Genomic DNA, 24,833 nt, shown 5'->3' on the forward strand with positions numbered 1-24,833 from the left:
TAGATTCCCCTTTCGGAATAAGATAAACATAAGGTTGTTATGTACAATAGTTAGGTAGAATTCTACTCTAAATTAATTAATCCCTCCACACGAGTTACGCATGAATCCTCTCTATCATCAGGCCAAATTTATTCTAAGCGCACCTGACTTAAACTCCTGCCCTACTGACACAGGTAGGGAAGTCGCCTTTGCTGGCCGCTCAAACGCAGGAAAATCCAGCGCTTTAAACACTTTATCCCGGCAAAAATCACTGGCACGAACCAGTAAAACACCGGGTCGCACACAACTACTTAATTTTTTTAACCTGAATGAACAGCAGCGCTTTGTTGATCTGCCTGGCTATGGATATGCCAAAGTGCCTGAGCGTATCAAGCAACAATGGCATCTATTAATGGAGAGCTATTTACGCGAGCGTGAATCTTTATACGGTATTATTCTGGTTATGGATATCCGCCACCCATTGACTGAATTTGACTGGCAAATGATCGAATGGTGCGCCTATAGCAAAAAACCACTGCACCTACTGCTAACCAAAGCTGATAAGTTCAACTATGGTGCGGCCAAGAATACCTTGTTTAAAGTGCAGCGTGAACTTGAGAAGCAAGATATATCGGTCACGCTACAAATGTTTTCGGCATTAAAAAAGACGGGGGTCGATGATATTCATCAGTTATTAGATAGCTGGTTTCAGGCCGAATAATTTACTCAGGCATGGTAGAGCAGACTAAAGTCCGCTCTACACCATATTTTAATGCGCTTCATCCCAGTTTATCCCTACGCCTATATCCACCAGTAAGGGCACATCTAATGTAGCCGCTCCAGACATCAGCCTTCTAATGATCGTGCTGTAGTCTTCTACTTTATCATGCGCAATTTCAAAGACCAGCTCATCATGCACCTGCATAATCATTTTGGCATCGGTTTGCTGTTCCTGTAACCAGGCATCTGCTGCAATCATCGCCAGCTTAATAATATCCGCTGCACTTCCCTGCATAGGCGCATTGATTGCGGTGCGTTCTGCATACTGTCTGCGCGCAGCATTTTTTGAATGAATTTCAGGCAAGTATAAGCGCCGCCCCCATAAGGTCTCAACATAGCCCTGCTCTTTCGCCAGTTCGCGGGTATCATCCATATACTGCTTAACACCCGGGTATCGAGAAAAATATAAATCAATATATTCCTGCGCCTGATTACGTCCCAAACCCAGCTGTTTGGCCAGACCAAACGCTGACATGCCATAAATCAGGCCAAAGTTAATCGCTTTGGCAGAACGGCGTAAATCAGCTGTGACTTGTTCCAGGTTCACGGCAAACACCTCGGCAGCCGTTGCCTTATGAATATCTTCACCCTTGGAAAAGGCATCCAGCAAACCCGCATCACCGGATAAATGCGCCATAATACGCAATTCGATTTGCGAATAATCAGCAGCCACTATTGTATATCCTTCTGGCGCTACAAACGCCTGGCGAATTCGCCGACCCTCTGCGCTACGCACCGGGATATTTTGCAAATTTGGATTAGAAGAAGATAAACGTCCTGTAGCTGCAACGGCCTGATGATACGAGGTATGTACCCGCCCCGTTTTAGCGCTGATTTGCAATGGCAATTTATCGGTATAAGTTGATTTCAGCTTACTCATACTACGGTGTTTTAAGATCAGCTCCGGTAGCGGATATTCTTCTGCTAACTCCTGCAATACCGACTCAGCCGTAGATGGCTGGCCTTTTGGGGTTTTCTTTAATACCGGGAGTTTTAACTGATCATATAGCACATGCTGGATTTGCTTGGGCGAGGCGATATTAAAGCTCCGCCCAGCCATTTCATGCGCCTGCTGCTCTATCGCCATAATATGATTTGCCAGTTCCATACTCTGCTGCGCCAACATATCACTGTCTATCAGCACTCCATTACGCTCCATACGCGATAAAACGCTTAATACCGGCAGCTCTATATTGCGATAGAGGTCAACCAGCGCTGGATGTTCAGCCAGCTTTGGCGCCAGCACATGGTGCAAAGCCAGGGTAATATCAGCATCTTCTGCCGCATATTCTGCAGCCTGTTCCACTGACACTTCAGCAAAGCCTATCTGTTTTGTGCCCTTTCCCGCAACATCTTCATAGTGTGTGGTTTTTCGCTGCAAGTAGGTTTTCGCCAGACCATCCATATTATGCCGGGTTAACGTGCTATTCAGCACATAGGATTCCAGCATGGTATCTTCAGCTATTCCCTGCAATTTAATCGCATAATTAGCCAGCACATTGGCATCATATTTTAAATTTTGCCCCACTTTCGCTTGTTGGGGATCCTCTAATAAGGGCTTTAATTTCTGCAACACCGCATCCCGCGGCAATTGTTCAGGAGCATCGGGGTAATCATGCGCTAAAGGTATATACGCAGCCTCGCCCTCGGTAACAGCAAAAGACACACCTACAATCTCAGCCTCGCTATAATCCAGGCTGGTGGTTTCGGTATCAAAAGCAAACAGCTTTGCTGCGGTTAATTTATCCAGCCAGTGATCAAACTGATCCCAGCTTACAATCATTGCATATTCTGTAGCCACTACTGCTGTCTCCACTGGAGCTTCAGATTCAGGAGCCAGTGCTTGTTGGGTCACTGGCGCCCGCAGTAACTCTTTTGACCATGCAGAAAGCCCCAAAGCTTCCACGCGTTCCTGTAACTCGGCATTATCTACCTGTTTACAACGTAAATCTTCTATTTTATAGGGTAACCCCAGATCGCATTTTATCGTCGTCAGCTGTTTGGATAACGGCAGATCGACCAGGCTGGCACGCAAGCTATCTCCTACTTTACCTTTAATCTCATGCGCATTAGCTATCAAGTTATCAAGCGTCTGATATTGAGCCAACCATTTTGCTGCTGTTTTTGGCCCTACCTTAGGCACTCCGGGGATATTATCTGCAGTATCTCCCATTAGGGCTAAATAATCGATAATTTGCGCTGGTGTTACGCCAAACTTGTCTATAACACCCTGAATATCCATTGTTGTGTTGGACATGGTATTTTCCAGAGTAATCTGCTCATTCACTAATTGCGCCATATCCTTATCGCCAGTTGAGATCACCACATTAAAGCCCTCCTGCACAGCCATCTGCGCTAATGCGCCCAGCACATCATCGGCTTCCACTCCTGTTTCCATAATCAGCGGCACGCCCATGGCGACAATTAAATCATGCAAGGGCTGAATTTGTACCCGCAAGTCATCTGGCATGGGTGGTCGATGCGCCTTATATTCACTATAAAGCTCATTTCTAAATGTGCCTCCGGGCGCATCAAAGACCACGGTAAAATAGTCGGTTTTATGATCTTTGATTAATCGGCGCAACATATTTGCGACTCCAAAAATCGCATTGGTCGGCAGGCCTTCGGCATTACTTAGCGGAGGAACCGCGTGATAGGCACGGAATAGAAAAGAGGAACCATCAATCAGCAGGAGTTTTTTTGACATAGGTATCAAACGATTAAAAAGTTGTCGTATTATCAGTCGTTATCTGATTTTGCTGGGCAAGATAAGAACCCCCGACAATAAACGCCATAAATAGTATAAAAATAATTGAGGTGATGTATCTCACCTTTTTACTTGTTTGATAAGCACTCATAAACTTTCCTATTGCTCATTATAAATAATCGAATAAAACACTCAAATCGGGGAGTCGCTATTTTTGCGAAAGCTTGTTTTGGGCATCCCAGCCCAAGCAAGCAGCAAAAACTTAACGCGACCACTTATGCCTCCGGCGGCCCCGATTCGTCCTCGTCACCTTGTCCCGACCCAACAAGGGGTCGGAACATAGGCTCCAAATGACTTGACGCCGTGTCGGATGGCCTTTTATTTTGTCTCCACCTTCGCTAACGCTCAGACTCCGACAAAACAACGGCCCTACGGCTATCGCGGACTAAAAATCTTCACTTCGCTAAAGCTCCGTTTCCAGGATTTTCAGCGCAGGTGTAAAAAACTCTAGCTTTTTTAGGCTTTTTACATTTTAAGTAACGGCAATAGCTAAGGCTATTACACTCTCTCAGTACTCTTTCTGGCGAGCGATGGAATAATTAACCTTAACCTAACTGACTGAAGTTTCTTAGAAATTCATCAAGCAACCATTCGCAATAAAACGGCTACCACCGAATTTACAGGGGAGCTGCTGTATTTGGGGCAAACCCTCTCAAAATCCGGATCCAAAGCCGCTTCGGCAATGATGCGGCGGATATCTGAAAAGGCGAAACTGGCTCGCCCCTTCACTTTGTGCCGACGTTCCGGATCGGTTTTTAAACGATCCGCGTAAATCCACGTCAGCGTTGTTGCCATCATACAGAAGTTCAAATGGTTGGTCACTGCCTGCGCATTTCGACACTGACTTTTCTGACTCCCTATGTCTTGCTTGAGCTCTTTGAGCCCGGATTCGATTTTCCATCGCGCACCATAATACTCAATAATCTGTGTGACGGATAAACTTAGATCGGTCGTAAACAAAGCAATCCACTGTGTGCGACGAAACACCCAGACAACCTGAACGGGTCGTTTCAATGTTTTCAGCATGACAACGCGACTATAAGCCCTGACTTCACGCTGTTTTCCATAGAGATTCACGGTATACGATCGGGCCTTTTGTTGTACTGTTTTTGCCATGTCTGTGGCTGACCCCAGACGCTGCCCGTACTTTTTATTCCGCCCCCCGCTGAAAATCATGGAAACGGAGCTTAGCGAAGTGGTGATTTTTAGTCCCTGATAGGCGACAGGGCAATTCGCTGATTCGACGTGTGCTAGCAGCACGCGAGAGGAGCAAGAATTGCATTCCGAATAGCCGTCCAGCCAGTGAGGTAGTAATGACGAAGCGGCTTTTGTGCGTAGTCGTTCAGGCGCGCCATGCTACCTCACAACATTCTGGGACTCCTGTCACCAACATTCATTCGCCTACGCAGCGAATGGGAGATGCCCTGGTCGCCCTGCGTCCGTCTCAACTACGCACAAAACCCTGCTCAGTTAAGACTACCTCAAATGGCTGGACGGCTATTCGGAATGCAATTCAGGCGCGCCATGCTACCTCACGAAATTCCGGGACTCCTGTCGCCGTAATTCGTTCACCTACGCAGCGAATAGGAGATGCTCCAGCCGCCCTGCGTCCGCCACAGACTGAGCACAAAGCAGCTCAGTGATGGCTACCACAAATGGCTCTACGGCTATTCGGGATAAAATTTTAGCCTCCCTCGCGCGCTATCGCGCACTTCGGATTGGCAAATTTCCCTGCGCCTTCTGGAGACTATCAGCCCGTCCGGGGCTGACAGCGCTTGCCTCCCTCGCGCGCTACTAGCGCACTTCGGATCAGCGAATTGCCCTGTCGCCTACCAGGGACTAAAAATCATCACTCCGCTTAGGCTCCGTTTCCCTGATTTTAAGCGGCGGACGCAGGGCGTTCAGGGCATCTCCCATCCGCTGCGTAGGTGAAGGAATTATGGCGACAGGAGTCCCGGAATTTCGTGAGGTAGCATGGCGCGCCTGCTCTGCTTGGGTTTTCTTTTTTCTGGACGATCGTACAGTACATTATTGCACCTTAACCTAGAGAGAATATTAAACCGGCTTCCGATAGCTTTGTAAACAGGCTTCCATAGGCCATTGTTGCCAAACCAGCTATCAGTGACTGTCAATATCGGAGCGGTGGAAAAATGTTCTGCAATTGCAATCAGCATTTGAGCCGCCTGAGCCATCTTGGTCTGGAAAGGAACGACATCACCTCTTATCGTGGCGGTTTCTTTTTTTGCCTGAATTGTTTTTAAGGGCAGATAAAATCGGAAATCTAAAAATAAGCACGCCCAGCGACCTTTGACCTGTTTCAGCAACCCTACCGATACAATGTTTTGTGCCCATGGATATTTGCTTTGATTCGATTTGGCCGCGTGGTCAAAAATGGCTTCACAGCCGAAGATCTTCTTGCCTACTTTAGTGATAATGGAGTCATCCAGTGCAACCAATATGCGCCCATCTGTTTCAGGAGACGGAATCAGCTCCCAGATAGTTTTCCACAGCCCAGCCCACGGCAAAGTTGAAGAAGCCATGAAAGTGTAAAAGCGCTTATTCTTGATCTCAAACCCAAACAACGTATCAAGGCAACGCCAAAGATTAGATGTCATCGACGACGTAAAGGGAACGATAATAGACAGGATCATGTAAACAAACAGAGAGGCTCGTTCGCGGCCTAAAGTGGTTTTGGAAAAATGATCTTGAAGCGGAAGTAAAGTATCGCGTAAAATGGACATGAATGAGGCCGGTTTGCTTGTATAATCAACGTGTTAGAAACTTTCATTATACACTAAAACTAGGCCTCATTCACGATTAACCTATTGTTTTTAACAATAATTCAAGGCTTTTAGTCAACGGAATGCCATTAATATTAGTAATATCTAATATTTCAGAAAAATAAGCATTAGCTGATATTCTTATGCTTTAAAAACCAGGAAACTTCAGATAATAAATACCAGCACCAGTATCTTCGCTAATACAGCACCCGCATAAGGCTCAATCACTTTATTGGCTATACCTAGCGAGAAGCCGGCAACCAGCGTTCCCCACAAATTGCCTACGCCGCCAAAGGCCACCACCATAAATGAATCCACGATATACGCCTGACCCAGATTAGGCCCAACATTGGTAATCTGGCTAAGTCCCACACCTGCAATCCCGGCAACACCAGAGCCTAGACCAAAGGTCATCGCATCTACCCGGTCGGTTGGAATGCCCATTTCTTTAGCCATATTACGATTCTGCGATACCGCTCTGACTTCCAGCCCCAGACGCGTTTTCTTAAAAATCTGTAGCAACATGGCAAAGACCATAAAACAGAAAATTAGAATATACATCCGGTTCCAGGTAAAAGACAGAAAGTCATTAATTTGCAAAGAACCACTCATAAACTCCGGGGTCGATACGCTTCTATTTAAAGGTGAGAAAATAGAACGTACTGCTTGCTGTAAAACTAAACTATAGTTTCTCAGATAAATAATTTCCAAATTTGGAGCGCTTAAACTTAGGCGGTAACAACGAAATCTTCCCGCAATTTTTGCATAACACAAATCACTTTACTGGCATCATGCATATAAGTGTTAAAAGTTTGCACAACTGAATCATGAAGATCTTCAAAAGTTTTAAAATACTTCATATGAGTCGAATCGCGTTTCGTATTTTTCCATAATTTCTCAATCGGATTAAAATCCGGCGAGAACGCAGGGAGACGTTCTACTGTCAAACGATCTACATTAGCTAACTTAAATTCCTTAATAACACCGCTTCCATGATACGGGGCACCATCTTCAATTAGAATAATCTTGCCTTTATAATAAGCCAGCAATTGTGTTAAAAACTCAACATAGCTTTCACCATTAAAACGCCCAGATGTTTCAGCGTGTTGTAATATCATTGGCTTATAACTCTCGATTAAGACGTTGTCGGCAATAGAATATATCGCTTCCATAAAAAGCTTCTGTGTTGGATATTTCTCATTTTTTAAGCTTTTAAGAATAGCTAAAAATTCTTGAGGCAGCCCAGCTTCTTTTAAAAGTCTAAGTGACTTTGGTTTTATCTCATAAGCCAATGATTCTCGGTATTGAAAACTCCCTCCTTCGAGTTCGATCGTACCAAACATTTTCAACCCTTTTCGAATCCCTGATGTTTTCACTGTGGGTTGCTCTCCTATTGGAGCCCAGGTTCGTGCCAATGAACCCCACATAGCAAATGACACCTCATCACCGAATAAAACGACACTCTTTTCTTCTACCGCCTTTTCCATAATGGCAGGCAATGTTTCTTCCAGCCACGTTTTTCTTTCAAGCTCGTACTTTTCTTCTTCTTGGCGATCAGTCACAAAACGAGCTTTTTGATAACTGAAGCCCAGTTTTTTCATTAGGCTTGATAAATAGTTCAAGTTATAACGAACTTCAAGTTTTAACCAAATAAGCTCGGCAATCATCGCAGTATTCCATATTCCACAATGAAATCCATTGTCTTCTGGGCCTTTCTTTATCAACTCAACCAATTTATTTTTCTGGTCTTTAGTTAACTTTGACTTCCGACCACGTCCTTGATAGTGTTGCCCTATTAACCAACCGACACCTTTATGCATGAATGTTTTCAGCCAATTTATAATGGTTTTTTCACAGACTCCCATTAGGCGTGCTATTTCTTTGATTCCCATGCATTCACTGAACCAGAGTAGAGCTTGAGTTAATCGATATAAACAAATATTACTTAGCTTGAGAGCTGTCGCCATATTTTTTTTTAGTCGGTCTACAATTGACTTTGAAAAAGTGAGGGATACCATTTTTGACTGTTTCCGTTAGTGTTGGGACGAAAATTATAAGCCAGTTTCCCCTCTGTCGTTTTTGTTTGTTCGGAAATTAATTTTCTGAAAGTCTATAACACCAAAAGTAGCCAGCAGAGTTTCCAGTGGACGACCATAAAGAAAGCGGATTATGCCACGCTCAATGCCAATACCGACAATTCCCGACACCATAAACGCCGCCGGTACGGCGAATAGCAATGATAAGCCCAAATTATCAGGCATAATCTGCTGCATAACATATGTGGTGTAAGCACCTAACATCATCAGTTCGCCATGCGCCATATTGATCACGCCCATCACCCCAAAGGTAATAGCCAGCCCGATTGCTGCCAAAACTAGGACTGCACCCAGGCTTAAACCGAAAAAAATGGTTTCTATGGTGGCATAAAATTGTAGTCGCGATTCAATTTTAACCACGGCTGAACGTGCTAATTGACGCACATGTTTATCTGTTTCGAGATAGTTGCCCTCGCTATCTTTATCATTTAGCGCTTTTAAGCGATTCAATGCTTCCAAACTAGTTTTGTATTTCAGTGACTCAATGGCAGCCAGGCGCAAAGTCCGGTCACTGCTATGCATATTTTGTAATGCGAAAACCAGTCCTATAGTTTCCTTAACCTATCTTCGTCACTTTTATCTCTTCAAGTCATTGATTTATAATCCGCATTAAAAATTCATCGTAAAAATCCCTCGCTGAAAATCCTGGAAACGGAGCTTTAGCGAAGTGAAGATTTTTAGCGGAAGACGGCTCAGCTTATTTCACTTACCGCATTGTAGAATCTGTGCGTATAGGAAAACAAGTCAAGCAACGTACATTGCTCAATATAGGTGCGGACTTTACGATTGATAAAAAGTACTGGCCCTTGCTGACGGCCAGAATCGAACAATTACAGCAAGGTTTGGAACCACATCAGGAAGAGCTATTCAATTTAGCCGATGATTTAAATCAACTTCTGGAAGCAACAGCCCAGCGCTATAGCTCACTGATGACTGCAAAACTGTCACAACCGCTAGATTCAAAAACAACAACGCGAGATTTTCATCATGTCGATATTAATCATGTCGAAGCCATTAATACCCGTAGTATTGGTGTTGGAATCCTGGCACTGCATGCCGCACAGCAGTTACAGCTAGACGAAAAACTCATGGCGCTGGGCTTTAATAAAGTAGATACGGCGACGGCCCTGGGCACTATCATAGGACGTATGGTTTCACCCGGCAGTGAACTGCAAACACATGACTGGTTGCAAAATCAAACAGGCCTGGGCGAATTACTGGGTCATGACTACGGTAACACCAGCCTGACGCGATTATATACAGTCAGTGACAAGCTACTCAAACATCAGGCAACTCTTGAATATTTTCTGGCTGACCGAGAGCAGACGTTGTTCAATTTAAACCGCAAGATTGTATTGTACGATCTGACCAATACTTATTTTGAAGGCCAGTGCGCCCGAAACCCGAAAGCGAAATTCGGTCGCTCTAAAGAGAAACGCACTGATTGCCCGTTGGTTACTCTGGGGCTGGTTCTGGATGGTGACGGCTTTCCATTGAGTAGTCAGGTTTTTCCCGGCAACGCCAGTGAGCCCGCGACCTTGAAACTGATGCTTGACGAACTGCGAGACAAGGATCCCTTTCATCAAATAAAGCCGGTGGTTATCATGGATGCCGGCATTGCCAGCGCTGACAATATTGCCTGGTTAATCGAACAAGATTATCATTATCTCGTTGTCAGTCGAGAACAACATGTAAAAAACCCAAGAGATCAGAAAACTCCGGTAGCGGTCAGGGATACCTGGGACAGCAATGTTGTTGTTTATCGTGAAGTTGGTCAAGAAACCGGGGAAACCCGACTCTATTGTCATTCAGAACAAAAAGCAAAAAAAGAACGCGGGGAGTCGCTATTTTTGCGAAAGCTTGTTTTGGGCATCCCAGCCCAAGCAAGCGGCAAAAACTTAACGCGACCACTAATGCCTCCGGCGGCCCCGATTCGTCCTCGTCACCTCGTCCCGACCCAACAAGGGGTCGGAACATAGGCTCCAAATGACTTGACGCCGTGTCGGATGGCCTTTTATTTTGTCTCCACCTTCCCTAACGCTCAGACTCCGACAAAACAACGGCCCTACGGCTATCGCGGACTAAAAATCTTCACTTCGCTTAGGCTCCGTTTCCCTGATTTTCAGCGAAGGTATCCGTAATCGCTTCCATGCTCGTCTGGAAGAGGCCCTGGAAAAACTGCACACAGGTCTGAGCAAAAAAGGCACCCTTAAAAAATACGACAAAATACTGGAACGTATCGGACGACTACGTGAAAAACATAGCCGTGTTGCTGCAGATTACACCATTAACGTTATCGCGGATGACAAAAAAAACAAAGCCATCGGTATAGAATGGCAACGTAAGCCTGAAAGTGACCAAAAAGATAAGCACTGTGGTGTTTACTGCCTAAGAACGAATATCCCTGACTGGTCGGAAGAACAGTTATGGCTAACCTATACCATGCTGACTGAGATTGAAGCGACCTTTAGAAGCCTGAAAACCGAGCTAGGCTTGCTCCCTGTCTATCACAAAAAACAGGCGCGCCATGCTACCTCACGAAATTCCGGGACTCCTGTCGCCATAATTCGTTCACCTACGCAGCGGATGGGAGATGCCCTGAACGCCCTGCGTCCGCAACGACTACGCACAAAAGCCGCTTCGTCATTACTACCTCACTGGCTGGACGGCTATTCGGAATGCAATTCTTGCTCCTCTCGCGTGCTGCTAGCACACGTCGAATCAGCGAATTGCCCTGTCGCCTATCAGGGACTAAAAATCACCACTTCGCTAAGCTACGTTTCCATGATTTTCATCGGGGAGTCGCTATTTTTGCGAAAGCTTGTTTTGGGCATCCCAGCCCAAGCAAGCAGCAAAAACTTAACGCGACCACTTATGCCTCCGGCGGCCCCGATTCGTCCTCGTCACCTCGTCCCGACCCAACAAGGGGTCGGAACATAGGCTCCAAATGACTTGACGCCGTGTCGGATGGCCTTTTATTTTGTCTCCACCTTCGCTAACGCTCAGACTCCGAAAAAACAACGGCCCTACGGCTATCGCGGACTAAAAATCTTCACTTCGCTAAAGCTCCGTTTCCAGGATTTTCAGCGAACGAGCAGGCGCAAGGCAAGCATATTATCTTTGATTTTTCCGGTGGCTATTTAACTGAAGTTTCCCAATAATTATTTATGGTAAAATTGAAACTATGCTACAACTATATGAAAAAAATAGTCTTTTCATTCGTTTCAAATGCTATTGCCTAAGGGGAATTAAGTAGGGGTTTACTATAAACATGGCAAAACCACCTAAAATAAACCTCGATACACCAGCATTGTGTATTTCAGCTACTCAATAATTGGGAAACTTCAGTTTAATAGACCACACCGTACTTATTTTTATTGATGAATTTAGCGCCAATTATGCCCGCAATGGCGGCCGCTGTAGCCAGGTCGGCCACGCTCTAGAAAAATTTTCTGACCATAATCTAGCGGCACGCTTAATGACCGCTGATGATAGAAAATCATAGCGCAGGGCAAGAGCGGACTTTAGTCCGCATGATACATATATTTCACGGTAAGAACTTAGTTACCCGGTCGACGGCCAAACAATGCCGTACCAACTCGCACTATGCTTGCACCTTGCGCAATTGCTGCTTTAAGGTCGCCACTCATACCAAAGGAAAAAGTATCTATTTCGGGGCGGTGTAACGCCTTTACCGCCTGATATAATTGGTAATATGGCTCACACTGCTGCTGATAATCGGTTGCTGGCTGAGGAATCGCCATTACCCCGCGCAATTTAAGATTTGGCAACTCTGAAATCTGTGCGACTGCACCTGCCAGCTCAGCTAGTTGAAACCCTGACTTACTCGGCTCGTTGCTGATATTAATTTGCAAACAGATATTAAGTGGTGGCAAATTTTCTGCGCGTTGCTCACTTAGCCGCCGGGCAATTTTCAACCGGTCTACACTATGCACCCAGCTAAAGTGCGCCGCAATTTGCCGCGTTTTATTCGACTGTATAGGACCAATAAAATGCCAGCATATTTGGTAGCAGCTCAGTTCTTTTTGCTTTAGCAGTGCTTCCTGCAAATAACTTTCGCCAAACTGCCTCTGCCCTGCCTGATATGCTTTGATAATATCTGTAGCTGGCCTGGTTTTACTCACCGCAAGTAGTTGCACGGAAAATTCTCTGCGCTGTGCACCAGCCTCCGCGTGACGGATTTCAGCGTTAATCTGGTTTAATTGATTAGCAATTGATGTCATACCTAAAATTTACCATCCCGATTTAATTAGCATTAATACTTTCACACAGCCACGGTTGCGGCTTTCTATTACCTGCAGTTGCCATCTGTCATTATAACTGAGATTGTAAAATTACTGGTATACGGCTATTTCAGCGCGTTACTTTCACTGATCGTCATCTGGCAATAAAACCCACCCGTTCAAGGCGCGAAGTATACTTTAAAAAAACAACAGCATAAGCTATGGTATAAACAAACTGAAGTTTCCCAATAATTATTTATGGTAAAATTGAAACTATGCTACAACTATATGAAAGAAATAGTCTTTTCATTCGTTTCAAATGCTATTGCCTAAGGGGAATTAAGTAGGGGTTTGCTATAAACTAGGCGCGCCATGCTACCTCACGAAATTCCGGGACTCCTGTCGCCATAATTCGTTCACCTACGCAGCGGATGGGAGATGCCCTGAACGCCCTGCGTCCGCAACGACTACGCACAAAAGCCGCTTCGTCATTACTACCTCACTGGCTGGACGGCTATTCGGAATGCAATTCTTGCTCCTCTCGCGTGCTGCTAGCACACGTCGAATCAGCGAATTGCCCTGTCGCCTATCAGGGACTAAAAATCACCACTTAGCTAAGCTCCGTTTCCATGATTTTCAGCGATGGCAAAACCACCTAAAATAAACCTCGATACACCAGCATTGTGTATTTCAGCTACTCAATAATTGGGAAACTTCAGTAAACAAAGACATTTATAATATTTTCTCATTCTACCTCGAGTCTCAATGGATATTGCTGAATTACTTGCGTTTTCTGTAAAAAATGGTGCCTCGGATTTACATTTATCTGCCGGCCTTCCGCCCATGATTCGAGTTGATGGCGATATACGCCGGGTTAATATCGATGCATTCAACCATAAACAGGTACATGCGCTTATTTATGACATAATGAACGACAAGCAACGGCGTGATTACGAAGAGTTCTTTGAAACTGATTTCTCTTTTGCCTTACCCGACCTGGCTCGTTTTCGTGTGAATGCCTTTAATCAGGAGCGTGGTGCAGCGGCTGTATTTCGTACTATTCCCTCTGAAATTTCCTCCCTGGAAGACCTGGACGCACCAAAGTTTTTTACCACTTTAACGGAAAAAACACGCGGGCTAGTTTTAGTCACAGGACCTACTGGGTCGGGTAAATCAACGACTCTGGCGGCGATGATTAATCATATCAACCTCAACCGTTATGAGCATATTTTAACTATCGAAGACCCTATCGAGTTCTTGCATACCAGTCAAAAATGCCTTATTAACCAGAGAGAAGTACATAGACTGAAGTTTCTTAGAAACTGAAGTTTCCCAATTATTGAGTAGCTGAAATACACAATGCTGGTGTATCGAGGTTTATTTTAGGTGGTTTTGCCATGCTTATACTCGATGTTCAAGTTTTCAGCTATAACTGGGCTAAGAAAAGTAAATTTTTACGGCTTTGTTTTATAAGTGATTGATTTACAATGATGTTGATGCTTTCTTTGTCAGTAAAATTATCAATAAAATCAATCAGTTAAAAAACTTGAACATCGAGTTATAGCAAACCCCTACTTAATTCCCCTTAGGCAATAGCATTTGAAACGAATGAAAAGACTATTTTTTTTCATATAGTTGTAGCATAGTTTCAATTTTACCATAATAATTATTGGGAAACTTCAGCTTAGAAATTCATCAAGCAACCATTCGCAATAAAACGGCTACCACCGAATTTACAGGGGAGCTGCTGTATTTGGGGCAAACCCTTTCAAAATCCGGATCCAAAGCCGCTTCGGCAATGATGCGGCGGATATCTGAAAAGGCGAAACTGGCTCGCCCCTTCACTTTGTGCCGACGTTCCGGATCGGTTTTTAAACGATCCGCGTAAATCCACGTCAGCGTTGTTGCCATCATACAGAAGTTCAAATGGTTGGTCACTGCCTGCGCATTTCGACACTGACTTTTCTGACTCCCTATGTCTTGCTTGAGCTCTTTGAACCCGGATTCTATTTTCCATCGCGCACCATAATACTCAATAATCTGTGTGACGGATAAACTTAGATCGGTCGTAAACAAAGCAATCCACTGTGTGCGACGAAACACCCAGACAACCTGAACGGGTCGTTTCAATGTTTTCAGCATGACAACGCGACTATAAGCCCTGACTTCACGCTGTTTTCCATAGAGATTCACGGTATACGATCGGGCCTTTTGTTGTACTTTTTTTGCCATGTCTGTGGCTGCCCCCAGACGCTGCCCGTACTTTTTATTCCGCCCCCTCTGCTTGGGTTTTCTTTTTTCTGGACGATCGTACAGTACATTATTGCACCTTAACCTAGAGAGAATATTAAACTGGCTTCCGATAGCTTTGTAAACTGGGTTAAATCTGTGTTTTTGCATGAATATCCCTGCCAAATTCCACCTTATTTATTAACAGACCAATCACAATATCATGCATTTTCTCTAACTTAGAGAAGCAGATTGTTCGACGAGTTAATCGTTTTATCCATGCTCTAAAATTCAAGTTTTTACGTTCAATTTTTTGGGTGTTTTTCTTACCTATTTCATGTTTCTCAGCATCGAGATGACGTTCATAAGCGCCCCAGTCATCGGTGTAATAACGACTGATATTTAAAGGCAAAAGTAACGCTTTTAATTCTTTGAAAACAATGTCCTTACGCTTGCCAAAAACATAAGCGAGTACCGTGTTGGTTTTATGATCAACAGCATGCCATAGCCAGCGTTGATTGCTTTTATTTCCTACAAAAGACCACTGTTCATCCATTTCGGCTTCATCACAGCAGACCTGTTCTAGTCTGACTTCCAATGGTTTCCCTTGATCAAAGGTCTGAAAAAGAGGGTTCACTTGAACAAGACTGTTTTCTTTGTTTTTTAAAGTACGAGTCACCGTATTTTTATTGATTTTAAGAACCCTAGCCGTGTCTCGAGTGCCACTACTATTGATAGCCATTTCGACAACGTGTTCTTTGGTTCCAAATTCACATGCTTTATAACAATATTCCAACATGAAGGTGTTGGTTGAGCAAGCTGTGGTCTGGCAACGATATCGCTGCACACCACGATCGCTACTACCTGATTTCATCAGGTTGGAATTAGTACAGTTAGGGCAGGTGATTTCTTGATAATATTTCATGAGGGAATTATGCAATAAATCACTTTCTTATTCTATTGCTCTCATGCTAAACACAGGTTTAACCCACTACCGTTTTCCTGATGGCATCAGTTGAAACACATCCTTTATTAATTCACCTAACTCTTTCAGCTTATCACCAGGATCTGGAAACTCTAGCAATGACGTAATGAACTCAAGCAGTACATCCATTTGAGACTTGCGCTGTAAGCTTCCTACGGTATACGCAGGTAGTTTGCTTTCAATGCGGGCTATTTGCTCTGGGTGAAGGAGAAGGCAATGGTCAAACAAAAGACTCAGAATCAGGCCACGGCTTGATCCCTCTTCATCTAATTGTTTGGCCTCACGCCCCCATCCTTCATAAAGCTATAATGATCCCCAAAAACTAGACCAGCATTTAAGATAGAATCTTGCCCTCAAAACTGAGGATTAAGAAATGACCATAAATCGGAAGAAGCATAGTACGCAAACCAAAGTAAAAGTGGTATTAGACGTACTAAAAGGGGAAAAGACAAGAGCTGAAATTACCGCGAAATATGGTATTCATGCAACACAAATCAACAATTGGAAAAAAGCTGTATTAGAGGTTATTCCTGAAGCATTCTCGACTAAAAGGAAACAACAGGATAATGACCAGCAGGCTTTAGTTGACGATCTGTACAAGCAGATAGGGCAACTGGAAGTAGAGAATGATTTTCTAAAAAAAATCTATGACTCTTCCACTTGCGACTCGAAAAATGTGGATAGAGCCAGGTCATTCAGAGTTAAGTATCAGAAAGCAGTGTTGCTTGTTGAGCATCAACAGGTCAAGTTTATATTACCGACCCGTTGGCATAGATGACTATACCCTGATGCTGATGCATGAATTGGATAAACAATATACCGAAACACCCTTTTACGGTGTCTTGAAAATGACGGAGCATTTGAGATCTCAAGGGCACCAGGTCAATCCGAAGCGAGTGAGACGGTTACTAAGGCAGATGGGGCTGGAAGCGGTATATCCAAAGCCAAGACTAAGTCATGGCAACTCAGAGCATAAGATCTATCCTTATTTACTGAGGAACCTGCAGATCGAGCGATGCAATCAGGTCTGGAGTACGGATATTACCTACATCCGCATGAAGCATGGTTTTGTCTATCTGATGGCCATTATTGACTGGCATAGCCGATATGTACTTAATTGGGCGTTAAGTACGACAATGGACGCAGACTTTTGCATAGCAGCCCTTAATGAAACACTAAGTTCATCACAGTGTGAAATCTTTAATACGGGCCAGGGAAGTCAATTCACAACGAATCGATTTACAGGGCCCTTATTGGAGAAAGGAATCCGTGTTAGCATGGATGGCAGAGGCCGCGCATTGGATAATATTTTTGTTGAACGATTGTGGCGATCAGTCAAGTATGAAAAGGTCTATCTGAATGACTTTCAGACAGTGAATGAAGCATATTTAGGGCTGAAAGACTATTTTGAATTTTACAATCACAGGCGAATTCATCAGTCCTTGGACTATCGAACGCCAGTGGAGGTTTATTATAAAAAAAACGGTCTATACGTGAGAGTCCCTGCAGGCGGACTCCATGTGGACAAAGAGTAGTATCAAAACGCCTGCGGCGCAATAATAACAAATTATTAATATAAAAAGGGAAGGGCTATCTTAACTATTTAATAAATTGGTCTGGACAATGGGGAGTATTATAGTCATTGATGACGTAAAAGGAACGATAATGGACAGGATCGTGTAAACGAACAGAGAGGCTCGTTCGCGGCCTAAAGTGGTTTCGGAAAAATGATCTTGAAGCGGGAGTAAAATATCGCGTAAAATGAACATGAACGAGGTCGTTTTATTTGTATAATCAATGTGTTATAAACTTTCATTATACAGTAAAACTAGGCCTAATTCACGATTAAACTGTTGTTTTTAAAAGGAATTCGCGGGGAGTCGCTATTTTTGCGAAAGCTTGTTTTGGGCATCCCAGCCCAAGCAAGCGGCAAAAACTTAACGCGACCACTAATGCCTCCGGCGGCCCCGATTCGTCCTCGTCACCTCGTCCCGACCCAACAAGGGGTCGGAACATAGGCTCCAAATGACTTGACGCCGTGTCGGATGGCCTTTTATTTTGTCTCCACCTTCGCTAACGCTCAGACTCCGACAAAACAACGGCCCTACGGCTATCGCGGACTAAAAATCTTCACTTCGCTTAGGCTCCGTTTCCCTGATTTTCAGCGAAGGCTTTTAGCCAACGGAATGCCATTAATATTAGTAATATCTAATATTTCAGAAAAATAAGTATTAGCTGATATTCTTATGCTTTAAAAACTAGGAAACTTCAGTACATAGAGATACGCAGAGTTTTAATAACGCATTAAGATGATGCTGATGCATGAATTGGATAAACAATATACCGAAACACCCTTTTACGGTGTCTTGAAAATGACGGAGCATTTGAGATCTCAAGGGCACCAGGTCAATCCGAAGCGAGTGAGACGGTTACTAAGGCAGATGGGGCTGGAAGCGGTATATCCAAAGCCAAGACTAAGTCATGGCAACTCAGAGCATAAGATCTATCCTTATTTACTGAGGAACCTGCAGATCGAGCGATGCAATCAGGTCTGGAGTACGGATATTACCTACATCCGCATGAAGCATGGTTTTGTCTATCTGATGGCCATTATTGACTGGCATAGCCGATATGTACTTAATTGGGCGTTAAGTACGACAATGGACGCAGACTTTTGCATAGCAGCCCTTAATGAAACACTAAGTTCATCACAGTGTGAAATCTTTAATACGGGCCAGGGAAGTCAATTCACAACGAATCGATTTACAGGGCCCTTATTGGAGAAAGGAATCCGTGTTAGCATGGATGGCAGAGGCCGCGCATTGGATAATATTTTTGTTGAACGATTGTGGCGATCAGTCAAGTATGAAAAGGTCTATCTGAATGACTTTCAGACAGTGAATGAAGCATATTTAGGGCTGAAAGACTATTTTGAATTTTACAATCACAGGCGAATTCATCAGTCCTTGGACTATCGAACGCCAGTGGAGGTTTATTATAAAAAAAACGGTCTATACGTGAGAGTCCCTGCAGGCGGACTCCATGTGGACAAAGAGTAGTATCAAAACGCCTGCGGCGCAATAATAACAAATTATTAATATAAAAAGGGAAGGGCTATCTTAACTATTTAATAAATTGGTCTGGACAATGGGGAGTATTATAGTCATTGATGACGTAAAAGGAACGATAATGGACAGGATCGTGTAAACGAACAGAGAGGCTCGTTCGCGGCCTAAAGTGGTTTCGGAAAAATGATCTTGAAGCGGGAGTAAAATATCGCGTAAAATGAACATGAACGAGGTCGTTTTATTTGTATAATCAATGTGTTATAAACTTTCATTATACAGTAAAACTAGGCCTAATTCACGATTAAACTGTTGTTTTTAAAAGGAATTCGCGGGGAGTCGCTATTTTTGCGAAAGCTTGTTTTGGGCATCCCAGCCCAAGCAAGCGGCAAAAACTTAACGCGACCACTAATGCCTCCGGCGGCCCCGATTCGTCCTCGTCACCTCGTCCCGACCCAACAAGGGGTCGGAACATAGGCTCCAAATGACTTGACGCCGTGTCGGATGGCCTTTTATTTTGTCTCCACCTTCGCTAACGCTCAGACTCCGACAAAACAACGGCCCTACGGCTATCGCGGACTAAAAATCTTCACTTCGCTTAGGCTCCGTTTCCCTGATTTTCAGCGAAGGCTTTTAGCCAACGGAATGCCATTAATATTAGTAATATCTAATATTTCAGAAAAATAAGTATTAGCTGATATTCTTATGCTTTAAAAACTAGGAAACTTCAGTACATAGAGATACGCAGAGTTTTAATAACGCATTAAGATCTGCGCTTAGAGAAGACCCCGATATTATTATGGTTGGCGAGATGCGTGATATTGAAACCATTCGTTTGGCACTCACTGCCGCTGAAACCGGTCATCTGGTTTTTGCTACCTTACATACCACCTCTGCTGCAAAAACCATAGGCCATATTATTGATGTGTTTCCCGCAGCTGAAAAGGAAATGATACGCTCTATGTTGTCAGAATCACTGCAGGCAGTTATTTCACAAACCTTGTTAAAAAGAATTGGTGGCGGACGTATCGCCGCCCATGAAATCATGGCAGGCGCGCCATGCTACCTCACGAAATTCCGGGACTCCTGTCGCCATAATTCGTTCACCTACGCAGCGGATGGGAGATGCCCTGAATGCCCTGCGTCCGCAACGACTACGCACAAAAGCCGCTTCGTCATTACTACCTCACTGGCTGGACGGCTATTCGGAATGCAATTCTTGCTCCTCTCGCGTGCTGCTAGCACACGTCGAATCAGCGAATTGACCTGTCGCCTATCAGAGACTAAAAATCACCACTTCGCTCGCTAAAAATCATCACTTCGCTTAGGCTACGTTTCCCTGATTTTCAGCGTCTGACTTATTTATTACTGCAGACCGTCCCCCTGCTTTAAAAATTGACGGCAAAATCAAGGATGTTACCAAGACCCCGCTAACTGAGGAGCAATCTTTACAGCTGCTAAAAAGTATTATGACGCAACGCCAGCGCGATGACTTTGAAAATACCGTGGGGAGTCGCTATTTTTGCGAAAGCTTGTTTTGGGCATCCCAGCCCAAGCAAGCGGCAAAAACTTAACGCGACCACTAATGCCTTCGGCGCCCCAGACGTCCTGCGTACGTGCCACTTCGCCATTACCATCGTAAACTCGGTGCTGGCTTCGTAACACTCCCTCAAATGACTGGACGGCGTTTCGGAATGCCTTTTATTTTGTCTACACCTACGCTAGCGCTACGATTCCGACAAAACAACGGCTCTACGCCTTCTGGGGACTACCAGCCCTCGCTTTCGCTCTCCATGGCTGGCAGCGAAAGAGTGTAATTTTGCCATTAGCCGTCGTGGGCTAGGGCGTTTCAGGGTGCGTGCATTTACGCAAAGAGATGCTGCAGGCATGGTCCTAAGGCGTATAGAATCTAATATTCCTAGCTGGGAGAGCTTGCACCTGCCCCCCATCTTAAAAGGTGTCATTATGGAAAACCGTGGGCTGGTTTTATTTGTCGGTGCTACTGGCACCGGTAAATCTACTTCCCTGGCTTCGTTAATCAGATATCGTAATGAAAATAGCACTGGGCATATTATTACCATTGAAGACCCTATCGAGTTTGTCCACCCGCACTTAGGCTGCATTATTACCCAGCGCGAAGTAGGCATGGATACTGAGTCTTATGAAATTGCTCTAAAAAACACCCTGCGCCAGGCTCCCAATGTTATTCTTATTGGTGAAATTCGTACTCGCGAAACCATGATGCATGCACTTGCCTTTGCTGAGACTGGGCACTTATGTTTATCTACCCTACATGCAACAATGCTAACCAGGCGCTTGACCGTATTCTGCATTTCTTTCCTGAAGATATGCATTCCCAGGTGTTTATGGATCTTTCGCTGAATTTAAAAGCAATCATTGCCCAGCAACTAGTCGTCCGCGCAGATGTCAAAGGACGTTACCCAGTGATGGAAATCCTCCTGGGTACCCCTCTTGTATGCGATCTGATTCGCAAGGGTGAGGTGCATAAACTTAAAGAGCTGATGAAGTCTTCTAGAGAGCTAGGGATGCAGACCTTTGACCAGGCTCTTTATGATTTATACACGCAGGGGAAAATTAGCTACGATGATGCAATTAATGCAGCTGACTCTAAAAATGAAGTTCGCTTGATGATTAAACTAGGCGCACATACCGACTTCTCCATTGCAGACAACGAAATAAGCCTATCTAATATTGATGAGAATGAAGGGGGAAATCTTCGCTTTTAGTCTTAGAAAGTTTGTGGGTACTGTTTTGGGAGAGGAGAGGGAAAAGTCTTTCATTCTCCGCTCTGCGGGTCTATATCAGCAAAACCCTGCTGTCGCCAGGCTTCATATAGGGTGACTGCAACAGTATTTGACAGATTTAGACTTCTGCTTGCAGGCAGCATAGGCAAACGAAGTCGCTGCTGCTCGGGCAATGCCGTTAAAATATGCTCAGGCAAGCCCCGCGTTTCAGGACCAAACATTAACACGTCACCCGGCTGAAAGCTGGTATCTGAATAACATCGACTGGCTTTTGTCGTGAGCGCATACACCACCTGATATTGTTCTTTGCTGAAAAATGCCTCTATATTTGCATGCACCTTTATATCAGCCCACTCGTGATAATCCAGTCCAGCCCTGCGCAATTTCTTATCGTCTAACTCAAAGCCCAAGGGTTGAATTAAGTGAAGTTTAGCGCCGGTATTGGCGCATAAGCGAATAATATTACCGGTATTAGCCGGTATTTCTGGCTCAAAAAGGACTATATTAAACATTTATTCATTGCATAAAAAAGCCCAATATACTGATTAAAGTACACTAGGCTTAACATAAATAAATCGATGATATGTTATTTATTTAACATTCATCGCTTTTAGCTTCCAGATTTCATCACTATAGTTCTGGATCGTTCGGTCAGTTGAGAATTTCCCGCTATTTGCCGTATTGATAATACTCATACGCGTCCAGCGATCTTTATCCTGATAGGCCGCTTCAACACGCTTTTGAGCATCGACAAAGCTGCGGAAATCTGCAATTGTCATCCACATATCATCTGAGCTCTTTATGGAATTGATCACATCATCAAAAATTCCCGGTTCACACTGATTAAAATGCCCGCTTTCTAGCAAATTAATCACACGCTGCAAGTCTTCATCCTGAGCAATGATACCCATTGGGTCATAATGATGCCGCGTTGCTTCAACTTCAGACTCGGTTAAGCCAAACAAGAAGAAATTATCTTCACCAACTTCTTCACGAATTTCTATATTTGCACCATCTAGAGTACCAATTGTTAAAGCACCATTCATCATGAACTTCATGTTTCCAGTGCCTGACGCCTCTTTTCCTGCTGTGGAAATTTGCTCTGATAAATCAGCTCCAGGACATATTTTTTCCATCGCAGAAACACAGTAATTCGGCATAAACACCAGCTTCAGTCTCTCACCCACATCAGGATCAGTGTTAATGATTTCCGACACGTTATTAATCAGCTTAATAATGCGCTTGGCCATGTAATAACCTGGAGCAGCCTTACCACCGATCAAAACGCAACGGTCTGTCCAGTTTTCGGTATCGCCACGTTTGATACGATCATATAAATGTATCACATGTAGTACATTTAATAGCTGGCGCTTATATTCATGAAAGCGCTTTACCTGAACATCAAATAACGCGTTTACATTTAGATCAATATCGTGCTCGGTTTTTTTGTAATCGATTAATTTCTGCTTGGCGCCTTGCTGTAACTCATACCATCTTTTGCAGAATTTTTTATTATCTAGAAATTTTTCCAGTTTTTTCAACTCGGATAGGTCAGTAATCCACTTATCACCGATAGACTCAGTAATAAACTCTGCCAATTCAGTGTTACATGCCGCTAACCAGCGTCTAGGAGTTACGCCGTTAGTTTTATTATTGAATTTTTCCGGCCATAATTCATAGAAATCTTTAAACAAGCCTTCCTGTAGTAATTGCGAATGTAATTCTGCTACACCATTAACCGAGAAACTACCTACGATTGCCAGGTACGCCATTCTGACATGCTTATGGCCATGCCCTTCTTCAATGAGCGACATACGTGCCAAGCGGTCATTCTCGCCAGGCCAGCGATTAGATACTTCTGCCAGGAAGTGGGCATTAATTTCAAAGATAATTTCCATTACCCGAGGTAATAAGGATTGAAACAAACCGACTGACCACCTTTCCAAAGCTTCAGGCAATAATGTATGGTTTGTATAGGCCATTGTTTGCTGGACTATTTTCCATGCATCCTCCCATTCTAATCCATGTTCATCAATTAACAAACGCATCAATTCAGCAACAGCAACACTCGGGTGCGTATCATTTAGTTGAAAGCAATTTTTTTCTGCAAAATGGGTAAAGTCATTTCCATGCCGGCCGACCCAGTTAGCAACAATGTCCTGCAAGCTTGCTGATGCTAATAAGTATTGTTGCTTCAGGCGTAGCGCCTTACCATTTTCATTGGCGTCATTAGGGTAAAGTACCATGCTAATGTTTTCAGCTGTATTTTTTGCAGCAACGGATTCTGCGTAGGCGCCGGCATTAAATTCGTCTAATTTAAATTCTTCTGTTGCAGTTGCTTTCCACAGGCGCAAGGTATTAACCGTCCCGTTCTGATATCCTGGAATGGGCGTGTCGTAAGGAACTGCCAATATATCATGGGTATCAATCCACATTCTTTTTTTGCTACCCTTATCATCGATAGCTTCCACAACCTTGCCACCAAACTTGATACGAACAGTGTATTCTGGTCGTTCTATCTCCCATACATTGCCATTTTTCAACCAGTGATCGGGACGCTCAACCTGCTCACCATTAATAATAGCCTGCGTAAACATTCCATATTCGTAGCGCAAACCATAACCAGTAACTGGTAATTGTAGAGTCGCGCAGCTATCTATAAAACAAGCTGCCAAGCGACCTAAACCGCCATTTCCCAGCCCCGCATCAGGCTCACTTTCGATTAACTCTTCAATATCCAGACCTAGGCCATACATCGCTTGAGTCACTTCATCAGTTACCCCAAGATTTAGCATCGCATTACTCAGCGTACGACCCATTAAGAATTCCATAGACAAGTAATAGGCTTTCTTGCAATCGGTTTCTCTGTAGGTATTATACGTTTTTTTCCAGCGTTCAACTAAGCGGTCACTAATCGCTAAGGATAGTGCTTCGTATGCGTAATGAGGCGAGCGGCAATTTTGATCTCGGCCTAAACGATGGCTGTAATATCGCTTAAAGTCTGCGACAAAGTCCTTTTTACCTAAACCTAATTTTGGTAGTGTTGTAATATCAGCACAGGGAGTACTTTTTTTAAAAATTTGAGTTGGCATTGCTTTTACGAGTTAAGTTTAAAATTGAATAATTCTTTCATAAAGGGATAG

General features: G+C 44.0%; 26 protein-coding genes and 9 pseudogenes. 22 read left to right on the forward strand and 13 right to left on the reverse strand.

The features are described 5' to 3' along the window. Positions 1 to 100: 100 nt before the first annotated feature. A complete protein-coding gene (yihA, locus tag K6984_RS06035; protein WP_221894680.1) occupies positions 101 to 700 on the forward strand; it encodes a ribosome biogenesis GTP-binding protein YihA/YsxC in 600 nt (199 codons plus the stop codon). Between the two features lie 48 nt (positions 701 to 748). On the opposite strand, the gene polA is transcribed toward yihA, so the two are convergent. Beyond that, positions 749 to 3,466, reverse strand: coding sequence for a DNA polymerase I (gene polA, locus K6984_RS06040; protein ID WP_221894681.1), 2,718 nt, complete (start codon positions 3,464 to 3,466; stop codon positions 749 to 751). A 214-nt stretch (positions 3,467 to 3,680) separates the two neighbouring features. Here polA and K6984_RS32690 point away from each other — a divergent pair, with 214 nt between their 5' ends. Both K6984_RS32690 and K6984_RS06045 read left to right on the forward strand, forming a co-directional pair. Then, positions 3,681 to 3,809: a hypothetical protein gene (locus tag K6984_RS32690; RefSeq protein ID WP_263458596.1), complete on the forward strand. Its 129-nt coding sequence runs from the start codon at positions 3,681 to 3,683 to the stop codon at positions 3,807 to 3,809. Positions 3,810 to 3,836: 27 nt separating this feature from the next. Beyond that, the gene (locus K6984_RS06045) at positions 3,837 to 3,977 is read left to right on the forward strand and encodes a hypothetical protein (RefSeq protein WP_221894682.1); all 141 of its coding nucleotides are present in this window, start codon (positions 3,837 to 3,839) and stop codon (positions 3,975 to 3,977) included. A gap of 128 nt (positions 3,978 to 4,105) precedes the next feature. On the opposite strand, the pseudogene K6984_RS06050 reads toward K6984_RS06045, so the two are convergent. Then, positions 4,106 to 4,687, reverse strand: a pseudogene (locus K6984_RS06050) (transposase); the annotation flags it as partial. Between the two features lie 169 nt (positions 4,688 to 4,856). Between K6984_RS06050 and K6984_RS06055 the strand changes: the two are divergent. Together K6984_RS06055 and K6984_RS06060 are read left to right on the forward strand one after the other, a co-directional pair. After that, positions 4,857 to 5,000 carry a hypothetical protein gene (locus K6984_RS06055; RefSeq protein WP_221894683.1) on the forward strand — a complete coding sequence of 48 codons (144 nt, stop codon included), beginning with the start codon at positions 4,857 to 4,859 and terminating at the stop codon, positions 4,998 to 5,000. A 168-nt stretch (positions 5,001 to 5,168) separates the two neighbouring features. Further along, positions 5,169 to 5,324, forward strand: a complete 156-nt coding sequence (locus tag K6984_RS06060) for a hypothetical protein (protein WP_221894684.1) — start codon at positions 5,169 to 5,171, stop codon at positions 5,322 to 5,324. 139 nt (positions 5,325 to 5,463) lie between these two features. Here the strand turns inward: K6984_RS06060 and K6984_RS06065 are convergent, their stop codons facing one another. From K6984_RS06065 to K6984_RS06080, 4 genes and pseudogenes are all read right to left on the reverse strand, one after another. Continuing rightward, positions 5,464 to 6,267: an IS701 family transposase gene (locus K6984_RS06065; RefSeq protein ID WP_221894685.1), complete on the reverse strand. Its 804-nt coding sequence runs from the start codon at positions 6,265 to 6,267 to the stop codon at positions 5,464 to 5,466. 204 nt (positions 6,268 to 6,471) lie between these two features. Continuing rightward, a pseudogene (locus K6984_RS06070) lies at positions 6,472 to 6,990 on the reverse strand (ABC transporter permease subunit); the annotation flags it as partial. A gap of 44 nt (positions 6,991 to 7,034) precedes the next feature. Beyond that, positions 7,035 to 8,324 (reverse strand): IS630 family transposase, encoded by a 1,290-nt coding sequence (locus tag K6984_RS06075; RefSeq protein ID WP_221894686.1) that lies wholly within the window; start codon positions 8,322 to 8,324, stop codon positions 7,035 to 7,037. A gap of 33 nt (positions 8,325 to 8,357) precedes the next feature. After that, on the reverse strand, positions 8,358 to 8,903 hold the full coding sequence (locus K6984_RS06080) for an ABC transporter permease subunit (RefSeq protein WP_338024450.1): 546 nt from the start codon (positions 8,901 to 8,903) through the stop codon (positions 8,358 to 8,360). Positions 8,904 to 9,085: 182 nt separating this feature from the next. On the opposite strand from K6984_RS06080, the pseudogene K6984_RS06085 reads away from it, so the two are divergent. The 3 genes and pseudogenes from K6984_RS06085 to K6984_RS36020 form a co-directional block, all read left to right on the forward strand. Further along, positions 9,086 to 10,240: pseudogene (locus tag K6984_RS06085) on the forward strand (IS1634 family transposase); the annotation flags it as partial. A gap of 168 nt (positions 10,241 to 10,408) precedes the next feature. Beyond that, positions 10,409 to 10,543: a hypothetical protein gene (locus K6984_RS32695; protein WP_263458658.1), complete on the forward strand. Its 135-nt coding sequence runs from the start codon at positions 10,409 to 10,411 to the stop codon at positions 10,541 to 10,543. Next, a pseudogene (locus K6984_RS36020) lies at positions 10,530 to 10,928 on the forward strand (IS1634 family transposase); the annotation flags it as partial. The gene K6984_RS32695 and the pseudogene K6984_RS36020, both read left to right, overlap by 14 nt. Here K6984_RS36020 and K6984_RS32700 read toward each other — a convergent pair. Next, the gene (locus tag K6984_RS32700; protein WP_263458659.1) at positions 10,910 to 11,032 is read right to left on the reverse strand and encodes a hypothetical protein; all 123 of its coding nucleotides are present in this window, start codon (positions 11,030 to 11,032) and stop codon (positions 10,910 to 10,912) included. The pseudogene K6984_RS36020 and the gene K6984_RS32700 overlap by 19 nt on opposite strands. On the opposite strand from K6984_RS32700, the gene K6984_RS06090 reads away from it, so the two are divergent. The 3 genes from K6984_RS06090 (at position 10,989) to K6984_RS06100 (ending at position 11,907) form a co-directional block, all read left to right on the forward strand. Further along, positions 10,989 to 11,342 (forward strand): hypothetical protein, encoded by a 354-nt coding sequence (locus K6984_RS06090; protein ID WP_221894689.1) that lies wholly within the window; start codon positions 10,989 to 10,991, stop codon positions 11,340 to 11,342. The two genes, K6984_RS32700 and K6984_RS06090, sit on opposite strands and share 44 nt — an antisense overlap. A 27-nt stretch (positions 11,343 to 11,369) precedes the next feature. After that, positions 11,370 to 11,546, forward strand: a complete 177-nt coding sequence (locus K6984_RS06095) for a hypothetical protein (protein WP_221894690.1) — start codon at positions 11,370 to 11,372, stop codon at positions 11,544 to 11,546. Positions 11,547 to 11,736: 190 nt separating this feature from the next. Then, positions 11,737 to 11,907: a hypothetical protein gene (locus K6984_RS06100; RefSeq protein WP_221894837.1), complete on the forward strand. Its 171-nt coding sequence runs from the start codon at positions 11,737 to 11,739 to the stop codon at positions 11,905 to 11,907. Between the two features lie 55 nt (positions 11,908 to 11,962). On the opposite strand, the gene K6984_RS06105 is transcribed toward K6984_RS06100, so the two are convergent. Beyond that, positions 11,963 to 12,646, reverse strand: a complete 684-nt coding sequence (locus tag K6984_RS06105; protein WP_221894691.1) for a YggS family pyridoxal phosphate-dependent enzyme — start codon at positions 12,644 to 12,646, stop codon at positions 11,963 to 11,965. Positions 12,647 to 13,077: 431 nt separating this feature from the next. Here K6984_RS06105 and K6984_RS06110 point away from each other — a divergent pair, with 431 nt between their 5' ends. Together K6984_RS06110 and K6984_RS06115 are read left to right on the forward strand one after the other, a co-directional pair. Next, complete coding sequence (locus K6984_RS06110; protein WP_221894692.1) at positions 13,078 to 13,260, forward strand: hypothetical protein; 183 nt, start codon at positions 13,078 to 13,080, stop codon at positions 13,258 to 13,260. A gap of 151 nt (positions 13,261 to 13,411) precedes the next feature. Next, positions 13,412 to 13,951: pseudogene (locus K6984_RS06115) on the forward strand (type IV pilus twitching motility protein PilT); the annotation flags it as partial. Positions 13,952 to 14,341: 390 nt separating this feature from the next. Here the strand turns inward: K6984_RS06115 and K6984_RS06120 are convergent. The 3 genes and pseudogenes from K6984_RS06120 to K6984_RS06130 form a co-directional block, all read right to left on the reverse strand. Continuing rightward, positions 14,342 to 15,031: pseudogene (locus K6984_RS06120) on the reverse strand (IS701 family transposase); the annotation flags it as partial. Next, entirely contained in the window at positions 15,027 to 15,800 is a 774-nt protein-coding gene (locus tag K6984_RS06125) for an IS1 family transposase (RefSeq protein ID WP_221894694.1), read from the reverse strand. The pseudogene K6984_RS06120 and the gene K6984_RS06125, both read right to left, overlap by 5 nt. Before the next feature lie 66 nt (positions 15,801 to 15,866). Beyond that, on the reverse strand, positions 15,867 to 16,088 hold the full coding sequence (locus tag K6984_RS06130) for a hypothetical protein (protein WP_221894695.1): 222 nt from the start codon (positions 16,086 to 16,088) through the stop codon (positions 15,867 to 15,869). A gap of 145 nt (positions 16,089 to 16,233) precedes the next feature. Between K6984_RS06130 and K6984_RS06135 the strand changes: the two genes are divergently transcribed. The 9 genes and pseudogenes from K6984_RS06135 to K6984_RS06170 form a co-directional block, all read left to right on the forward strand. After that, positions 16,234 to 17,395 (forward strand): IS3 family transposase gene (locus K6984_RS06135; protein ID WP_230987934.1). Its coding sequence is split into 2 segments (ribosomal slippage): positions 16,234 to 16,499 and positions 16,498 to 17,395, totalling 1,164 coding nucleotides; the frame shifts between segments, so codons are not numbered across the junction. A gap of 354 nt (positions 17,396 to 17,749) precedes the next feature. Then, the gene (locus tag K6984_RS32705; protein ID WP_263458600.1) at positions 17,750 to 17,878 is read left to right on the forward strand and encodes a hypothetical protein; all 129 of its coding nucleotides are present in this window, start codon (positions 17,750 to 17,752) and stop codon (positions 17,876 to 17,878) included. Between the two features lie 27 nt (positions 17,879 to 17,905). Beyond that, positions 17,906 to 18,088 carry a hypothetical protein gene (locus tag K6984_RS06140; protein WP_221894696.1) on the forward strand — a complete coding sequence of 61 codons (183 nt, stop codon included), beginning with the start codon at positions 17,906 to 17,908 and terminating at the stop codon, positions 18,086 to 18,088. Positions 18,089 to 18,172: 84 nt separating this feature from the next. Next, a pseudogene (locus K6984_RS06145) lies at positions 18,173 to 18,919 on the forward strand (IS3 family transposase); the annotation flags it as partial. Between the two features lie 354 nt (positions 18,920 to 19,273). Further along, positions 19,274 to 19,402, forward strand: coding sequence for a hypothetical protein (locus K6984_RS32710; RefSeq protein ID WP_263458600.1), 129 nt, complete (start codon positions 19,274 to 19,276; stop codon positions 19,400 to 19,402). A 27-nt stretch (positions 19,403 to 19,429) separates the two neighbouring features. Next, on the forward strand, positions 19,430 to 19,612 hold the full coding sequence (locus K6984_RS06150) for a hypothetical protein (protein WP_221894696.1): 183 nt from the start codon (positions 19,430 to 19,432) through the stop codon (positions 19,610 to 19,612). A gap of 34 nt (positions 19,613 to 19,646) precedes the next feature. Further along, a pseudogene (locus tag K6984_RS06155) lies at positions 19,647 to 20,009 on the forward strand (ATPase, T2SS/T4P/T4SS family); the annotation flags it as partial. 34 nt (positions 20,010 to 20,043) lie between these two features. Beyond that, positions 20,044 to 20,190: a hypothetical protein gene (locus tag K6984_RS06165; protein ID WP_221894699.1), complete on the forward strand. Its 147-nt coding sequence runs from the start codon at positions 20,044 to 20,046 to the stop codon at positions 20,188 to 20,190. 541 nt (positions 20,191 to 20,731) lie between these two features. Continuing rightward, positions 20,732 to 21,672, forward strand: a pseudogene (locus K6984_RS06170) (PilT/PilU family type 4a pilus ATPase); the annotation flags it as partial. A 50-nt stretch (positions 21,673 to 21,722) separates the two neighbouring features. Here K6984_RS06170 and trmL read toward each other — a convergent pair. Then, positions 21,723 to 22,202 carry a tRNA (uridine(34)/cytosine(34)/5-carboxymethylaminomethyluridine(34)-2'-O)-methyltransferase TrmL gene (gene trmL / locus K6984_RS06175; RefSeq protein WP_221894700.1) on the reverse strand — a complete coding sequence of 160 codons (480 nt, stop codon included), beginning with the start codon at positions 22,200 to 22,202 and terminating at the stop codon, positions 21,723 to 21,725. 78 nt (positions 22,203 to 22,280) lie between these two features. Continuing rightward, positions 22,281 to 24,782, reverse strand: coding sequence for a glycogen/starch/alpha-glucan phosphorylase (locus K6984_RS06180; protein ID WP_221894701.1), 2,502 nt, complete (start codon positions 24,780 to 24,782; stop codon positions 22,281 to 22,283). Positions 24,783 to 24,833 lie beyond the last annotated feature (51 nt).

Source organism: Bathymodiolus japonicus methanotrophic gill symbiont, assembly GCF_019721995.1.
GTDB lineage: Bacteria > Pseudomonadota > Gammaproteobacteria > Methylococcales > Methylomonadaceae > Methyloprofundus.

What these genes read in the sequence shown, in the direction of transcription:
- yihA (WP_221894680.1), top strand. Translation starts at nt 101, where the DNA reads ATGAATCCTCTCTATCATCAGGCCAAATTTATTCTAAGCGCACCTGAC.
- polA (WP_221894681.1), bottom strand. Translation starts at nt 3,466, where the DNA reads ATGTCAAAAAAACTCCTGCTGATTGATGGTTCCTCTTTTCTATTCCGT.
- K6984_RS06045 (WP_221894682.1), top strand. Translation starts at nt 3,837, where the DNA reads ATGGCCTTTTATTTTGTCTCCACCTTCGCTAACGCTCAGACTCCGACA.
- K6984_RS06060 (WP_221894684.1), top strand. Translation starts at nt 5,169, where the DNA reads ATGGCTACCACAAATGGCTCTACGGCTATTCGGGATAAAATTTTAGCC.
- K6984_RS06065 (WP_221894685.1), bottom strand. Translation starts at nt 6,267, where the DNA reads ATGTCCATTTTACGCGATACTTTACTTCCGCTTCAAGATCATTTTTCC.
- K6984_RS06075 (WP_221894686.1), bottom strand. Translation starts at nt 8,324, where the DNA reads ATGGTATCCCTCACTTTTTCAAAGTCAATTGTAGACCGACTAAAAAAA.
- K6984_RS32695 (WP_263458658.1), top strand. Translation starts at nt 10,409, where the DNA reads ATGGCCTTTTATTTTGTCTCCACCTTCCCTAACGCTCAGACTCCGACA.
- K6984_RS06090 (WP_221894689.1), top strand. Translation starts at nt 10,989, where the DNA reads ATGGGAGATGCCCTGAACGCCCTGCGTCCGCAACGACTACGCACAAAA.
- K6984_RS06095 (WP_221894690.1), top strand. Translation starts at nt 11,370, where the DNA reads ATGGCCTTTTATTTTGTCTCCACCTTCGCTAACGCTCAGACTCCGAAA.
- K6984_RS06105 (WP_221894691.1), bottom strand. Translation starts at nt 12,646, where the DNA reads ATGACATCAATTGCTAATCAATTAAACCAGATTAACGCTGAAATCCGT.
- K6984_RS06110 (WP_221894692.1), top strand. Translation starts at nt 13,078, where the DNA reads ATGGGAGATGCCCTGAACGCCCTGCGTCCGCAACGACTACGCACAAAA.
- K6984_RS06125 (WP_221894694.1), bottom strand. Translation starts at nt 15,800, where the DNA reads ATGAAATATTATCAAGAAATCACCTGCCCTAACTGTACTAATTCCAAC.
- K6984_RS06140 (WP_221894696.1), top strand. Translation starts at nt 17,906, where the DNA reads ATGGCCTTTTATTTTGTCTCCACCTTCGCTAACGCTCAGACTCCGACA.
- K6984_RS06150 (WP_221894696.1), top strand. Translation starts at nt 19,430, where the DNA reads ATGGCCTTTTATTTTGTCTCCACCTTCGCTAACGCTCAGACTCCGACA.
- K6984_RS06165 (WP_221894699.1), top strand. Translation starts at nt 20,044, where the DNA reads ATGGGAGATGCCCTGAATGCCCTGCGTCCGCAACGACTACGCACAAAA.
- trmL (WP_221894700.1), bottom strand. Translation starts at nt 22,202, where the DNA reads ATGTTTAATATAGTCCTTTTTGAGCCAGAAATACCGGCTAATACCGGT.
- K6984_RS06180 (WP_221894701.1), bottom strand. Translation starts at nt 24,782, where the DNA reads ATGCCAACTCAAATTTTTAAAAAAAGTACTCCCTGTGCTGATATTACA.